13 protein-coding genes are annotated in these 13,787 nt (G+C 70.4%); 4 read left to right on the top strand and 9 right to left on the bottom strand.

The window, feature by feature from the left end; all coding sequences use genetic code 11:
• Positions 1 to 17 precede the first annotated feature (17 nt).
• Both BIV23_RS04690 and BIV23_RS04685 read right to left on the bottom strand, forming a co-directional pair.
• Positions 18 to 383 carry a four-helix bundle copper-binding protein gene (locus BIV23_RS04690; RefSeq protein ID WP_071379429.1) on the bottom strand — a complete coding sequence of 122 codons (366 nt, stop codon included), beginning with the start codon at positions 381 to 383 and terminating at the stop codon, positions 18 to 20.
• A gap of 163 nt (positions 384 to 546) precedes the next feature.
• On the bottom strand, positions 547 to 1,704 hold the full coding sequence (locus BIV23_RS04685; RefSeq protein WP_107471069.1) for an acyl-CoA dehydrogenase family protein: 1,158 nt from the start codon (positions 1,702 to 1,704) through the stop codon (positions 547 to 549).
• Between the two features lie 188 nt (positions 1,705 to 1,892).
• Between BIV23_RS04685 and BIV23_RS04680 the strand changes: the two genes are divergently transcribed.
• Positions 1,893 to 3,236, top strand: a complete 1,344-nt coding sequence (locus BIV23_RS04680) for a UDP-glucose dehydrogenase family protein (protein ID WP_071379428.1) — start codon at positions 1,893 to 1,895, stop codon at positions 3,234 to 3,236.
• A gap of 114 nt (positions 3,237 to 3,350) precedes the next feature.
• Here the strand turns inward: BIV23_RS04680 and BIV23_RS04675 are convergent, their stop codons facing one another.
• Positions 3,351 to 4,412, bottom strand: a complete 1,062-nt coding sequence (locus BIV23_RS04675) for a dipeptidase (RefSeq protein WP_071379427.1) — start codon at positions 4,410 to 4,412, stop codon at positions 3,351 to 3,353.
• 141 nt (positions 4,413 to 4,553) lie between these two features.
• Positions 4,554 to 4,913, bottom strand: coding sequence for a MerR family transcriptional regulator (locus BIV23_RS04670; protein WP_071379426.1), 360 nt, complete (start codon positions 4,911 to 4,913; stop codon positions 4,554 to 4,556).
• A 61-nt stretch (positions 4,914 to 4,974) separates the two neighbouring features.
• Between BIV23_RS04670 and BIV23_RS04665 the strand changes: the two genes are divergently transcribed.
• Positions 4,975 to 6,120 (top strand): alkene reductase, encoded by a 1,146-nt coding sequence (locus tag BIV23_RS04665; RefSeq protein ID WP_071379425.1) that lies wholly within the window; start codon positions 4,975 to 4,977, stop codon positions 6,118 to 6,120.
• Here the strand turns inward: BIV23_RS04665 and BIV23_RS04660 are convergent.
• The 3 genes from BIV23_RS04660 to BIV23_RS04650 are packed head-to-tail and all read right to left on the bottom strand — an operon-like array spanning position 6,063 to position 8,965.
• The gene (locus BIV23_RS04660) at positions 6,063 to 7,247 is read right to left on the bottom strand and encodes a dipeptidase (RefSeq protein WP_071379424.1); all 1,185 of its coding nucleotides are present in this window, start codon (positions 7,245 to 7,247) and stop codon (positions 6,063 to 6,065) included. The genes BIV23_RS04665 and BIV23_RS04660 overlap by 58 nt on opposite strands.
• Positions 7,248 to 7,253: 6 nt before the next feature.
• Entirely contained in the window at positions 7,254 to 7,775 is a 522-nt protein-coding gene (gene purE, locus BIV23_RS04655; RefSeq protein ID WP_079172948.1) for a 5-(carboxyamino)imidazole ribonucleotide mutase, read from the bottom strand.
• Positions 7,772 to 8,965, bottom strand: coding sequence for a 5-(carboxyamino)imidazole ribonucleotide synthase (locus tag BIV23_RS04650; RefSeq protein WP_071379423.1), 1,194 nt, complete (start codon positions 8,963 to 8,965; stop codon positions 7,772 to 7,774). The genes purE and BIV23_RS04650 overlap by 4 nt, the downstream gene beginning before the upstream one ends.
• 182 nt (positions 8,966 to 9,147) lie before the next feature.
• Here BIV23_RS04650 and BIV23_RS04645 point away from each other — a divergent pair, with 182 nt between their 5' ends.
• Positions 9,148 to 9,651 (top strand): GtrA family protein, encoded by a 504-nt coding sequence (locus BIV23_RS04645; RefSeq protein ID WP_071379422.1) that lies wholly within the window; start codon positions 9,148 to 9,150, stop codon positions 9,649 to 9,651.
• A gap of 126 nt (positions 9,652 to 9,777) precedes the next feature.
• On the opposite strand, the gene BIV23_RS04640 is transcribed toward BIV23_RS04645, so the two are convergent.
• Both BIV23_RS04640 and BIV23_RS04635 read right to left on the bottom strand, forming a co-directional pair.
• Entirely contained in the window at positions 9,778 to 11,049 is a 1,272-nt protein-coding gene (locus BIV23_RS04640) for an ATP-binding protein (RefSeq protein WP_071379421.1), read from the bottom strand.
• A 53-nt stretch (positions 11,050 to 11,102) separates the two neighbouring features.
• Positions 11,103 to 11,780, bottom strand: coding sequence for a response regulator transcription factor (locus BIV23_RS04635; RefSeq protein WP_020940464.1), 678 nt, complete (start codon positions 11,778 to 11,780; stop codon positions 11,103 to 11,105).
• A gap of 494 nt (positions 11,781 to 12,274) precedes the next feature.
• Here BIV23_RS04635 and BIV23_RS04630 point away from each other — a divergent pair, with 494 nt between their 5' ends.
• Positions 12,275 to 13,780, top strand: a complete 1,506-nt coding sequence (locus tag BIV23_RS04630) for a peptide MFS transporter (protein WP_071379420.1) — start codon at positions 12,275 to 12,277, stop codon at positions 13,778 to 13,780.
• Positions 13,781 to 13,787: the final 7 nt, after the last annotated feature.

Here is a 13,787-nt window from a genome sequence, read left to right as displayed (position 1 = left end):
CGTTGTCGGCCGCGCTCTCACATGGCGGCGCCCGCCATGGCCCGGCACGTCTGCGCAGCGCGGCGACACGCCTCCGCGCAGCGCATCATCTGCGGGTCGTCCGGCATGGTCATACACGCCTCGACGCACATGTCGCACGCCTTGGCGCACATCGCGCACATCTCGCCCGCCATGGGCGAGCGGCGCATCATCATGTCGGCGCACATGCGGGTCGTCTCGGAGCAGTCCATGAGCGCGCGCATGATCTTCATCTGCACCTGCCCGCCCATCTGCATGCAGGAGCTCATGGTCTCCTCGCACATACGGTGCGCGGTCATGCAGGCGTCGACGCACTCCTGCATCTGCTGCGTCATGGGCTTCATCGTCATTCCGGACTGGGTCATGGCTCCTCCTGGGGGGACCGGGGCCCCGGACGGGTTCCCGTGTGCTTCCGTCCTATGTCAGGCACCGGGGTCCCGCATGTGACCGACCGGTCGGCAAGTACCGCCCGGACAGCGAAGGGCGCCCCGGAGGGCGCCCTTCACCGAGCCGTGAACTCCCGTGCCGTTACGGCAGGTTGCGGGCCATGACGATGCGCTGGACCTGGTTCGTGCCCTCGTAGATCTGGGTGATCTTGGCGTCGCGCATCATGCGCTCCACCGGGTAGTCGCGGGTGTAGCCGTAGCCGCCGAGGAGCTGGACGGCGTCGGTGGTGACCTCCATGGCGACGTCCGAGGCGAAGCACTTGGCCGCGGCGCCCAGGTAGGTGAGGTCGGCGTCGCCGCGCTCGGAGGCGGCGGCGGCCTGGTAGGTCAGGGCGCGGGCGGCCGAGATCTTCATCGACATGTCCGCGAGCATGAACTGGATGCCCTGGAAGTCGGCGATCGGCTTGCCGAACTGCTTGCGCTCCTGGACGTAGCCCTTGGCGTAGTCGAGGGCGCCCTGGGCGACACCGAGCGCCTGGGCGGCGATGGTAATGCGGGTGTGGTCCAGGGTCTTCATGGCGGTCGCGAAGCCGGTGCCCTCCGCGCCGATCATGCGCTCGGCCGGGATGCGGACGTTGTCGAAGTAGACCTCGCGGGTCGGGGAGCCCTTGATGCCGAGCTTCTTCTCCGGGGCGCCGAAGGAGACGCCCTCGTCCGACTTCTCGACGACGAAGGCGGAGATGCCCTTGGTGCGCTTGGTCGGGTCGGTGACGGCCATGACCGTGTAGTACTCGGAGACGCCCGCGTTGGTGATCCAGCGCTTCACGCCGTTGAGGACGTAGTGGTCGCCGTCGCGGACCGCCTTGGTCGTCATGCCGCCGGCGTCCGAGCCCGCCTCCGGCTCGGAGAGGCAGTACGAGAACATCGCGTCGCCCTTGGCGAGCGGGGTCAGGTACTTCTTCTTCAGCTCCTCGCCGCCGGAGAGGATCACCGGGAGCGAGCCGAGCTTGTTCACGGCGGGGATCAGGGAGGAGGAGACGCAGGCGCGGGCGACCTCCTCGATCACGATGACGGTCGCGAGCGCGTCGGCGCCGGCGCCGCCGTACTCCTCGGGTACGTGCACGGCGTGCAGGTCGTTCGCCACGAGGGCGTCGTGGGCCTCCTGCGGGAAGCGGGCTTCCTCGTCCACCGCCGCGGCGTACGGCGCGATCTTCGCCTCGACCATGGAACGGACGGCGTCGCGGAGCATGTCGTGCTCCTCGGACGGGCGGTACAGGTCGAAGTCAGCCGATCCGGCCACGGTCTCTCACGCTCCAAAGACGCAGTGATACTGACGCTAATTACCGTTAAGTAACTCAAATTTTAGAGGCCCGTCCGCGCCGCGCCTACGTGAGGTGCGCGACAGCGGGGAAATTGCCCGGTGAGGGGCCCGACTATGCTCGGGGCCGCATCACCGACGTACCCGAGTCCGAGCTGGAGCGCACCCCCATGAGCCTGAAGATCACTGTGATCGGCACCGGCTACCTCGGCGCCACGCACGCCGCGGCCATGGCCGAACTCGGCTTCGAGGTGCTCGGACTCGACGTCGTCCCCGAGAAGATCGCCCTGCTGGAGCGCGGCGAGACGCCGATGTACGAGCCGGGGCTGGACGAGCTGCTGCGCAAGCATGTTGCCGGGTTCGAGGGGTCGAGCGGGCGGCTGCGGTTCACCACCGACTGGGCCGAGGTCGGCGCCTTCGGTGATGTGCACTTCGTGTGCGTGAACACCCCGCAGCGGCATGGGGAGTACGCGGCCGACATGTCGTACGTCGACTCCGCGATCGCCTCGCTCGCCCCGCATCTGCACCGCCCGGCCCTGGTCGTCGGCAAGTCGACCGTGCCCGTCGGCTCGGCCGAGCGGCTGGCGGCGTACCTGGCCGAGAACGCCCCGGCGGGCACGGAGGCGGAGCTGGCCTGGAACCCGGAGTTCCTGCGCGAGGGCTTCGCCGTGCAGGACACCCTGCACCCGGACCGGATCGTGGTGGGCGTGCGCGGCGAGCGCGCCGAGAAGCTGCTGCGCGAGGTGTACGCCGGCCCGGTCGGCGAGGGCACGCCGTTCGTCGTGACCGACTTCCCGACCGCCGAGCTGGTGAAGACGGCCGCGAACTCCTTCCTCGCCACCAAGATCTCCTTCATCAACGCGATGGCGGAGGTGTGCGAGGCCGCCGGCGGTGACGTGGTGAGGCTCGCGGAGGCCATCGGGTACGACGAGCGGATCGGAGCCAAGTTCCTGCGCGCGGGCATCGGCTTCGGCGGCGGGTGCCTGCCGAAGGACATCCGGGCGTTCATGGCCCGGGCCGGCGAGCTGGGCGCCGACCAGGCGCTGACCTTCCTGCGCGAGATCGACTCCATCAACATGCGCCGGCGCGGTCAGATGGTCGCCATGACCCGCGAGGCGCTCGGCGGCGGCTCCTTCCTCGGCAAGCGGATCGCGGTGCTGGGCGCCACCTTCAAGCCCGACTCGGACGACGTGCGCGACTCACCCGCACTGAACGTGGCCGGTCAGATCCACCTCCAGGGCGGCCAGGTCACCGTGTACGACCCGAAGGGCATGGACAACGCCCGCAAGGTCTTCCCGACGCTCGGCTACGCCGGCTCGGCGCTGGAGGCGGTGCGCGGCGCCGACGCCGTGCTGCACCTGACCGAGTGGCGCGCGTTCCGCGAGCTGGACCCGGCGGCGCTCGGCGAGGTCGCGGCGACCCGCCTCATCCTGGACGGCCGCAACGCCCTCGACCCGCAGCTGTGGCGCGGGGCGGGCTGGACGTACCGGGCGATGGGCCGCCCCACGGCATAGCCGTCGGGAGGACGCCGGTTCGGCCGAGGCTCAGTCGGCCGAACCGGCGTCCTCCCGCATTGTGCACCACCGGACACATACTCGGCCGGTGAACTCCCTGTGAATCAGCGTGCTTCACGCGCGCCGCTGTGCCGCCCGGACCATGAAGTCCGCGCTGCGGAGCACCCGTTGGACGTTGCCCCAGGTCAGCAGGGACAGCTCGGGCTCGGTCCAGCCGCGGCGCAGGAGTTCGGCGATCAGGTGGGGGTAGCACGAGGCGTCGGCGAGGTCGCGGGGGTGGACGGCGCCGGAGTCGTAGGTGCCGGACAGGCCGACGCACTGCGGGCCGGCCACGTCGCGGACGTGGTCCAGGTGGTCGGCGACGTCCCTGATCGCGGGCCCGGTCTGCTCGGCGGTCAGCGGCACCATGCACACCCCCTTCGCCGCGCCCAGCGCGGTGAGCAGCTCGTCGGTCAGGTTGGCCGGGTGCGGGCGCAGCTCGCGGGCGGCGGAGCGGGTGCACAGCACCGGGGTCTTGGACAGGGCGAGGGTGCGTTCGACGGTGGCGGCGCAGGCGCCGGAGACGTCCGCCAGCACGCCGATGCGGTTCATCTCGCGGACCACCTCCTCGCCGAACCGGCTCAGCCCGCGCTCCCCCGCCCAGGCCGTACCGGTCAGGGTGAGGACACGCAGGCCGAGGGTGCGCAGGACCCGCAGGATGCCGAGGGAGTCGTCGAGCGCGGCGGCGTACGCGGGGCCGGGCACCACGGCGACCCGGCCGCAGTTGCGGGCGTCGATGACCTGACCGGCGGTGCCCACCAGGCGCAGGCCCTCCGGATGCGCCTCGATCACCGTGCGTACCTGGTCCAGCTGCTCGAGGGTCGCCGCCGTGGCCCGGTCGCCGCCGGGGCCCTCGGGCAGGTGCAGCGACCAGAACACCACGCCCACATGGCCCTCGCGCATCCGGGGCACATCGGTGTCGACGGCCGCCTCGCCCAGCTCCAGGTCGTACCAGGGCAGATAGCGCAGGGCCCAGGGCAGTCCGCTGTAGCCGTCGGCGACGGGGTGCTCGGCGAGCAGCGCGTGGGCCCGCACCAGGAGCGCGCCGGGTTCGTCCTGCGCGAAGGGGTCGCCCGGCAGGCCCTCGCCCGCGCCGGCCCCGGTGGTCGCGGGTATGTCGTGCCGGAGGTCGGCCATGGCGGCTCCGTACGTCGTCGTGAGCTACGTCGTGGTTGAGCTACTACGTCGTGGTCGGCTGCTTCGTGAAGGCGTACTCGTCACGGTCGCACGGAGGGAACGGGCGCTTCCTGGTGAGTGGAGCGTTCGGGGGTACGCCGGTCAGCTGTCGCGGGCGGTGCGGATGACCTCGTCCAGGGTGTCGCGGGAGCGGACGAGGTCGGCGATCATCCGGTCGATGCGGTCGCGCTCGGCGGTGAGGTCCTCGACCAGGCGCGGGGTGGCGATCGCGGAGGGGCCGCCGTCCTGGTCGCGCATGCAGGGCAGCAACTGCCGGATCTTCTCGCTGTGCAACCCGGCCGCGTACAGCTCCTGGATCCTGATGACCCGGTCGACGGCCGGCTCGGGGTAGTCGCGGTGGCCGCCGGGGGTGCGCTCGGCGGCGAGCAGCCCCTGGGTCTCGTAGTAGCGCAGCGATCGCTCGCTCACGCCGGTGCGCCGGGCCAGTTCACCGATCCGCATGTCCGCCTCCGCCGGCCGAGGGCTTGAATCTCACATCGGTGTCAAGTTCTACCGTGCCGCCATGACACGGACAACGCACTCCACGGACTTCCTCGCCCCCGCCCGGCTCGGCCGGCTCGAACTCCCCCACCACCTCGTGATGGCTCCCCTGACCCGCAATCGCGCCGAGGCCGACGGGACCCCGACCGACCTCATGGTCACGCACTACGCCCAGCGCGCCTCCGCCGGGCTGATCGTCGCCGAGGGCTCGACGCCGAACGCGGTCGGGCAGACGTACCCGGACATCACCGCGATCCACACCGACCGGCACCAGGAGGGCTGGCGGAAGGTCACCGACGCGGTGCGCGCGGCGGGCGGGCGGATGTTCCTGCAGCTCCAGCACGGTGGGCGGGTGAGCCACCCGGCCACCACCGGGCTGACCCCGGTGGCCCCCTCCGCCGTACCGCTGCCGGAGACGATCTTCACGCCCGGCGGGCACCGTCAGGCCGCCGTACCGAGGGAGATGAGCGCCGACGACATCCGTACGACGATCGGCGACTTCGCCGCCGCCGCGCGCCGGGCCGTCGACGCGGGCTTCGAGGGGGTCGAGGTGCACGCGGCGAACGGGATGCTGCTGCACCAGTTCCTCGCGGACAACACCAACCGCCGTACCGACGGCTACGGCGGCTCCGTCGAACGCCGGGGGCGGTTCGCGGCGGAGGTGACGGAGGCGGTGGCCGACGCGATCGGCGCCGACCGGGTGGGCGTCCGGATCTCCCCCGCCTCCACCGTCAACGGCGTGCGCGAGGAGGACACCGACGGCCTCTACGCCACGCTCCTCGCCCGGCTGGAGGGGCTGGACCTCGCCTATCTGCACCTGGTGCGCTCCGACCCGGCGGCCGGCTGGTACCGGCGGATCCGTGCCGCCTGGCCCGGTGTCCTGATCGGCAACCCGGACCTGACCGGCCTCACCACCGAGGCCGTCGCCCGCGCCTCCCGGGAGATGCTGGCCGCCGGGGCCGACCTGGTCGCGCTCGGCCGGCCGTTCCTCGCCAACCCGGACCTGGTCGAGCGACTACGCCGCGGCGCGCCCCTCAACCCGGTCCGGGACCGGTACTTCATGTACGTGGGCGGGGCCGCCGGTTACAACGACTACCCCGCCCTCGACGCTCAGACGGCGCCGTCGAGCGACTCGATCGTGGCGTTGGACGGGGCGCGCGTCGCCTGAAGACCGCGGGCCACGTCCTCCGCGGCGCCCAGCACCCGCACCGCGTTCTGCCAGGTCAGCTTGGCCAGGTCGGCCTTGGACCAGCCGCGTTCCAGCAGCTCGGCGAGCAGGTTCGGGTATCCGGAGACGTCGCTGAGGCCGTCCGGGGTGAAGGCGGTGCCGTCGTAGTCGCCGCCGATGCCCAGGTGGTCGATGCCGGCCACCTCGCGCATGTGGTCCAGGTGGTCCGCCACCGTGGACACCGTGGCGATCGGGCGCGGGTTGCGCTCCTCGAAGGCGCGGTGGATCTTCATCGCCTCGGGCGTCGAGGCGAGGTGGTGGAAGCCGTGCGCGCGCATGTTCTCGTCGGCGGCCAGGGTCCAGTCGACGGCCGCCTGGAGCACGAACTTCGGCACGAACGTCACCATCGCCATGCCGCCGTTGGCGGGCAGCCGCTCCAGGACGTCGTCCGGGATGTTGCGCGGGTGGTCGCACACGGCGCGCGAGGAGGAGTGGGAGAAGATCACCGGCGCGGACGTGGTGTCCAGCGCGGCGCGCATCGTCGTGGCCGCCACGTGGGAGAGGTCGACCAGCATGCCGAGGCGGTTCATCTCCCGGACGACCTCGCGGCCGAACGCCGACAGACCGCCGACCTTCGGCTCGTCGGTCGCCGAGTCCGCCCAGTCGTTGTTGTCGTTGTGGGTGAGCGTCATGTACCGCACGCCCAGCTCGTACAGACCGCGCAGGGTGCCCAGCGAGTTGTCGATCGAGTGCCCGCCCTCCGCGCCCATCAGGGAGGCGATACGGCCCTCCGCGCGCGCCGCCTCCATGTCGGCGGCGGTCAGCGCGGCCCGCAGGTCGGCGGGGTGCCGGGCGATCAACTGCCGTACGCAGTCGATCTGTTCGAGGGTGGCCGGCACCGCGCCGGGCAGGTCGGAGCGCACGTACACCGACCAGTACTGCGCGCCGACGCCGCCCTCGCGCAGGCGGGGGATGTCGGTGTGCAGGTGCTCGTTCTGCGGTACGGCGATGTCGCGGGCGGCGAGGTCGTAGCGGACCTGTTCGCGCAGTGCCCACGGCAGGTCGTTGTGGCCGTCGACGACGGGGAACTCGCGGAGCAGGGACCGTACTTCGTCGGTTGAGGTCATTACGTCTTACTTCCCGAAGCCGAAGCCGCTCGACCCCTCGACCTTGGCGCGCAGCCGTTTGCCCTTCTCGGTGGCCTGGTCGTTGAGGTCGTGCTGGAAGTCGCGCATCTTGTGCAGCAGGTCCTCGTCGTGCGTGGCGAGGATCCGGGCCGCGAGCAGTCCGGCGTTGCGGGCGCCGGCGACGGAGACGGTGGCGACGGGCACGCCGGCCGGCATCTGCACGATGGACAGCAGCGAGTCCATGCCGTCCAGGTACTTCAGCGGCACGGGCACACCGATGACCGGCAGGGGGGTCACGGAGGCGAGCATGCCGGGCAGGTGGGCGGCGCCGCCCGCGCCCGCGATGATCACCTTCAGGCCGCGGTCGGCGGCCTGCTCGCCGTACGTGATCATCTCGCGGGGCATGCGGTGCGCGGAGACGACGTCGACCTCGTAGGCGATCTCGAACTCGTCCAGGGCCTTGGCGGCGGCCTCCATGACGGGCCAGTCGGAGTCCGACCCCATGACGATGCCAACAACGGGGCTCATTCGGTGATCGTGCCTCTCAGGTAGCCGGCAGCGTGACGGGCGCGCTCCAGCACGTCGTCCAGGTCGTCGCCGTAGGTGTTGACGTGTCCGACCTTGCGGCCGGGCTTCACGTCCTTGCCGTACATGTGGATCTTGAGCTTGGGATCGCGGGCCATGCAGTGCAGGTACGCGGAGTACATGTCCGGGTAGTCGCCGCCCAGGACGTTGACCATGACCGTCCACGGGGCGCGCGGGCGCGGGTCGCCGAGCGGGAGGTCGAGGACGGCACGGACGTGGTTGGCGAACTGGCTGGTGATCGCGCCGTCCTGGGTCCAGTGGCCGGAATTGTGCGGTCGCATCGCCAGCTCGTTGACGAGGACACGGCCGTCTCGGGTCTGGAACAGCTCGACGGCGAGATGCCCGACGACGCCGAGTTCCTTGGCGATCCGCAGCGCCATCTCCTCGGCCTGCAGCGCGAGCGCCTCGTCGAGGCCGGGGGCGGGCGCGATCACGGTGTCGCAGACGCCGTTCACCTGCCGGGACTCGACGACCGGGTAGGCGACGGCCTGGCCGTGCGGGGAGCGGACGACGCAGGCGGCCAGCTCGCGGACGTAGTCGACCTTCTCCTCGGCGAGGACCGGGACACCGGCCCGGAACGGCTCAGCGGCCTCCTCCGGGGTCTCCACGACCCACACGCCCTTGCCGTCGTAGCCTCCGCGCACGGTCTTGAGGACGACCGGGAAGCCGCCCGCCCGTCTCCCGCCACCGCCCTTGCCGGAGGGCACTTCGTGCCCGCCCCCTCTGAGCTCCGCCGCGAACCGGACCACGTCCTCCGGGTCGGCCACGATCCGGTGCCGGGGGCACGGGACGCCGATCGCGTCGAGCTTCGCGCGCATCACGCCCTTGTCCTGGGCGTGCACCAGCGCCTCGGGCCCCGGGCGCACGGGAATGCCGTCCGCCTCCAGGGCCCTGAGGTGCTCGGTGGGTACGTGTTCGTGATCGAAGGTGATCACATCGCACCCGCGCGCGAAGTCACGCAGCGTGTCCAGGTCGCGATAGTCGCCTATGACGACATCGCTCACCACCTGCGCCGCGGAATCCTGAGGGGTGTCACTGAGGAGCTTGAACCTGATGCCCAACGGGATGCCCGCTTCGTGCGTCATACGCGCGAGCTGCCCCCCGCCGACCATGCCGACTACCGGGAACGTCACGTCTATAGCGTATCGGCCACTTCGAGGCGGCCGGATCGCGTCCCTCTCACGGCCTCTTACCGCCGGCTTCCCGACCTCTTTCCGGACTGTTTCCCAGCTGTGGCCTGGAGCGCAGGCGTCGGCCGGTTCACCTGGTTAGCATGGCTGGGCTGACGAAACCTACCGACGGGAGCTGCCCAGCCATGGAACCTCGTTCCTCGGGGCTGCAACGACTCGTGCGCGAGGTGGCCAAGTTCGGCACCGTCGGTGTCGCGGGCATCTTTGTCAATCTCGCTGTCTTCAACCTGGTGCGCAGCGCCTCCCACCTGCAGGTGGTACGCGCGAGCATCATCGCGACCGTGGTCGCCATCGCCTTCAACTACGTCGGTTTCCGTTACTGGACGTACCGGGACCGTGAGAAGAGCGGCCGCACCAAGGAACTCACGCTGTTCCTGTTCTTCAGTGCGATCGGCCTCGTGATCGAGAACGGCGTGCTCTACGCGGCGACGTACGGCTTCGGCTGGGACACTCCGCTGCAGAGCAACTTCTTCAAGTTCGCGGGCATCGGCGTCGCGACGCTCTTCCGCTTCTGGTCGTACCGCACCTGGGTGTTCCGGGTGGAGCCGTCGCGGGAGGCGGAGTCGATCCTGGCGGCCGCGTCGCAGTCGCGGACCGAGCCGGAGCCGAAGACGCAGCGGGTTCCGTAGGACACGCGCACACCGAGCAGCACGAAGTGGGCCCCCTGACCGGGGGCCCATTTTTCTGTGCCTCAGCTTTTCTGCGCCTCGGCTTCTCCGTGCCTCAGCTCTTCTGTGCCTCAGCTCTTCCGTGCCTCAGCGGACCGTCGGCCGGCTCTCGTCCGCCTTGCGGGCCGGCGGGGTGCGGGAGAGGAACAGGCCGAAGACCGGAGGGGCGGTCTGGAGGAGTTCCAGGCGCCCGCCGTCGGCCTCCGCGAGGTCGCGGGCGACGGCCAGGCCGATCCCCGTGGAGTTGCGGCCGCTGATCGTGCGCTCGAAAATGCGCGCGCCGAGGTCGGCCGGGACGCCGGGACCCTCGTCGGTCACCTCGACCACGGCCTGGTTGCCGGTGACCCGGGTACGCAGCGCGACCGTGCCGCCACCGTGCATGAGGGAGTTCTCGATCAGCGCGGCCAGCACCTGGGCGACCGCGCCCGGCGTGCCGACGGCCTGGAGATGACGCTTGCCGGAGCTGACGATGGCCCGGCCGGCGCTGCGGTAGGCGGGCCGCCACTCGGCGAGCTGCTGCTGGATGACCTCGTCCAGGTCGAAGGTGACGGCGGAACCGGTGCGCGGGTCACGGGAGTTCGTCAGCAGCCGCTCGACCACGTCCGTGAGCCGCTCGACCTGGGTGAGCGCGACGTTCGCCTCTTCCTTCACGATGTCCGGGTCATCCGTGAGGGTGATCTCCTCCAGCCGCATCGAGAGCGCGGTCAGCGGGGTGCGCAGCTGGTGGGAGGCGTCGGCGGCCAGCCGCCGCTCGGCGGTCAGCATCCGCCCGATCCGCTCGGCGGAGGAGTCCAGCACATCGGCGACCCGGTCCAGCTCGGGGACGCCGTAGCGCTTGTGCCGCGGGCGCGGGTCGCCGGAGCCGAGGCGCTCGGCGGTCTCGGCCAGGTCGGTCAGCGGGGACGAGAGCTTGTTGGCCTGGCGGATGGCGAGCAGGACGGCGGCGACGACGGCGAGCAGCGCGACCAGCCCGATGATCAGCAGGGTCCGGCCGACCTCCCGGGTCACCGCGGAGCGCGGCTCCTGCACGGTGACCGTCTCGCCCTCCTCGCCGTGCTGGGTCGCGTGGATCACATCACCCTGCGGCTTGGTGCCGATCTCGATCGGGGGCTGTCCGGGCAGGCGGATGACCGCGTACTGCTCCTTGCTGACCGGATTGCGCAACACGTCCGCGTTGACGTTCTCCGCGGCGAGGATCCGGCTGTCCACGATGCTGGCCAGCCGCACCGCCTCGGAGTCCACCCGCTCCTGGGCGCTGTTGCTGATCGTCCGGGACTCGACGATCACCAGGGAGACGCCGAAGACGGCGATCACCACGAGGACGACGGCGAGGGTGGACTGGATGAGACGTCGGCGCATGTTCCGTTACCTGAGGTGATCGGCCCGGGGTGACCGCGGCCCCCCGGCGGGGCTCAGCTCTTCTCGAAGCGGAAGCCCACGCCGCGGACCGTGGCGATGTAGCGAGGGTTCGCCGCGTCGTCGCCGAGCTTCTTGCGCAGCCAGGAGATGTGCATGTCGAGGGTCTTGGTGGACGACCACCACGTGGTGTCCCAGACCTCGCGCATCAGCTGGTCACGGGTCACGACCCGACCGGCGTCGCGCACCAGCACCCGCAGCAGGTCGAACTCCTTGGCGGTGAGCTGGAGTTCCTCGTCACCCATCCACGCGCGGTGCGACTCGACGTCGATCCGCACACCGTGGGTGGCCGGCGGCTGCTGGGGCTCGGCGGCACCGCGGCGCAGCAGGGCCCGCACACGGGCGAGCAGTTCGGCGAGCCGGAAGGGCTTGGTGACGTAGTCGTCGGCGCCCGCGTCCAGGCCGACGACGGTGTCCACCTCGTCGGCCCGCGCGGTCAGGATGAGGATCGGCACGGTGTGGCCGTCGGCCCGCAGCCGGCGGGCGACCTCCAGACCGTCCATGCCGGGCAGTCCCAGGTCCAGTACGACCAGATCGACACCGCCCTGCATTCCGGCGTCGAGCGCGGTGGGGCCGTCCTCGCGCACCTCGACCTCGTAACCTTCGCGGCGTAGGGCGCGGGCCAGCGGCTCCGAGATGGACGCGTCGTCCTCGGCGAGCAGTACACGGGTCATAGAGGTGATGGTAGACCGCTCGCGCGCCTCGCTGGGGTGTGATCGCTTCCTGGGACTCTTACCTTGCCGAACTGGTGGTTCGGACCATCGGTCCGGAGATGCGATCGTGAGGGGGCCTTCGAAACCCCTCCTGCGGTTCCCTCGACACCTGTGATCCGCGTCTCAAGTCCTTCCATATCCGGCAGTGTCCTGCCGTACAGTGACGTGAACGCCTGTAGTACATCCGGGGACCTTTGGCGGGCATCTGACGCTGAAGGTCTCTTTTGTGTACGGGCTGGCGACCGCCAGCCTTGAAAGGAATGACCTCTGGCCGGGCCCCGGACGCATCGTCGCGTCGGGGCGTGGATCCCGGTGGTCGCCGTCCGCCGCTTCCGTGATCCGGAGACGGACTCCCCCTGGGCGTGGGGGTGGACGACCGACCTCGCCGGTGCCGGCCACACCCCCACCGGGCGCGTGACGCTCCAGCAGCGCGTCCCGACCAGCAAGGAACGACCATGGCGTCCAGCCTGACGAAGGACTCGGTCCGCCCGGGCACCCCCGGCTCCGAGAAGACCTTCTTCGGCCACCCCCGCGGCCTGGCCACCCTCTTCATGACCGAGATGTGGGAGCGTTTCTCCTACTACGGCATGAGGGCTCTGCTCCCGCTGTACCTGGTGGCCCCGGGCGGCCTCCACCTGAGCGCGGGCACGGCGACCGCCATCTACTCGGTGTACGTGTCGCTCGTGTACCTGCTCGCCCTGCCCGGCGGCTGGTTCGCCGACCGCGTGCTCGGCCCCCGCAAGACGGTCGCCGTCGCGGGCCTGATCATCATGCTCGGCCACCTGTGCCTGGCGCTGCCCGTCGCCGCCAGCTTCTTCGTCGGCCTGGGTCTGGTCGCCATCGGTTCCGGTCTGCTGAAGGCCAACATCTCCACGATGGTCGGCCACCTCTACAAGGGCGCCGACGACCCCCGCCGTGACGGCGGCTTCACGCTCTTCTACATCGGCATCAACGTCGGTGCGTTCGTCGCGCCGCTGGTCATCGGCACGGTCGGCGAGAACGTCAACTGGCACCTGGGCTTCGCGCTCGCCGCGCTCGGCATGGCGCTGGGTCTGGCCCAGTACCTGCTCGGCGGCCGTCACCTGAGCGAGAAGAGCAGCGAGGTCCCGACCCCGCTGACCGCCCAGGAGAAGTCCGCGACCCTGCGCAAGGGCCTGATCTGGCTGGCCGCCGCGGCCGTCTTCTACGGTGTCGTCGGCGGCACCGGTCACTTCACGCTGAACTGGGCGCTGATCCCGCTCACGATCATCGGTCTGATCGTGCCGATCCTGGTCATCGCCCGCATCCTCCGGGACAAGGACCTGGACGGGGACGAGAAGTCGAAGGTGTCGGCGTACATCTGGTTCTTCGTCGCCGCCGCCGTCTTCTGGATGATCTACGACCAGGGCGGTTCGACCCTGTCGCTGTTCGCGAGCAGCTCGGCCAACAACACGGTCTTCGGCTGGGGCTTCCCGGTCTCCTGGTACCAGTCGGTCAACCCGGTCATGATCATGGCGCTGGCGCCGGTCTTCGCCTGGCTGTGGCTGTGGCTGAACCGGCGCGGCAAGGAGCCGAGCACGATCGTGAAGTTCGCGTCCGGTCTGGTGCTGATCGGTGTCTCCTTCTTCGTCTTCCTCGCCCCGCTGTCCATCGCCGACGGCGGTCACAAGGCCGCCGCGATGTGGATCGTCGGTATCTACTTCGTGCAGACCATCGGTGAGCTGACGCTGTCGCCGGTCGGTCTGTCGGTGACGACGAAGATGGCGCCGAAGAAGTACGCCTCCCAGATGATGGGTGTCTGGTTCCTCGCGGTCACCGCGGGCGACTCGATCACCGCGCTGCTCTCGAACCCGGCCGTCGGCGGTGTCAACCTCGACAAGCAGGGCTTCGTCGCCCTGGAGGCCGTGCTCGCCGTGCTCGCCGGTGCGGCGGTGTGGATGTACCGCAAGAAGGTCAGCAAGATGATGGGCAACGTCCACTGACGTAGTT

Origin of the sequence: Streptomyces monashensis, from assembly GCF_001866665.1 — a bacterium.
GTDB classification, from domain to species: Bacteria; Actinomycetota; Actinomycetes; order Streptomycetales; family Streptomycetaceae; genus Streptomyces; species Streptomyces monashensis.
Note: the sequence above shows the minus strand (reverse complement) of the source record. Positions and strands in the feature narration are given on the sequence as shown.

Excerpts from the sequence above, each read along its gene's own strand:
- BIV23_RS04660 (WP_071379424.1), bottom strand. The coding sequence starts at position 7,247 with ATGACCTCAACCGACGAAGTACGGTCCCTGCTCCGCGAGTTCCCCGTC.
- purE (WP_079172948.1), bottom strand. The coding sequence starts at position 7,775 with ATGAGCCCCGTTGTTGGCATCGTCATGGGGTCGGACTCCGACTGGCCC.
- BIV23_RS04645 (WP_071379422.1), top strand. The coding sequence starts at position 9,148 with ATGGAACCTCGTTCCTCGGGGCTGCAACGACTCGTGCGCGAGGTGGCC.
- BIV23_RS04675 (WP_071379427.1), bottom strand. The coding sequence starts at position 4,412 with ATGGCCGACCTCCGGCACGACATACCCGCGACCACCGGGGCCGGCGCG.
- BIV23_RS04670 (WP_071379426.1), bottom strand. The coding sequence starts at position 4,913 with ATGCGGATCGGTGAACTGGCCCGGCGCACCGGCGTGAGCGAGCGATCG.
- BIV23_RS04635 (WP_020940464.1), bottom strand. The coding sequence starts at position 11,780 with ATGACCCGTGTACTGCTCGCCGAGGACGACGCGTCCATCTCGGAGCCG.
- BIV23_RS04690 (WP_071379429.1), bottom strand. The coding sequence starts at position 383 with ATGACCCAGTCCGGAATGACGATGAAGCCCATGACGCAGCAGATGCAG.
- BIV23_RS04630 (WP_071379420.1), top strand. The coding sequence starts at position 12,275 with ATGGCGTCCAGCCTGACGAAGGACTCGGTCCGCCCGGGCACCCCCGGC.
- BIV23_RS04640 (WP_071379421.1), bottom strand. The coding sequence starts at position 11,049 with ATGCGCCGACGTCTCATCCAGTCCACCCTCGCCGTCGTCCTCGTGGTG.
- BIV23_RS04680 (WP_071379428.1), top strand. The coding sequence starts at position 1,893 with ATGAGCCTGAAGATCACTGTGATCGGCACCGGCTACCTCGGCGCCACG.
- BIV23_RS04665 (WP_071379425.1), top strand. The coding sequence starts at position 4,975 with ATGACACGGACAACGCACTCCACGGACTTCCTCGCCCCCGCCCGGCTC.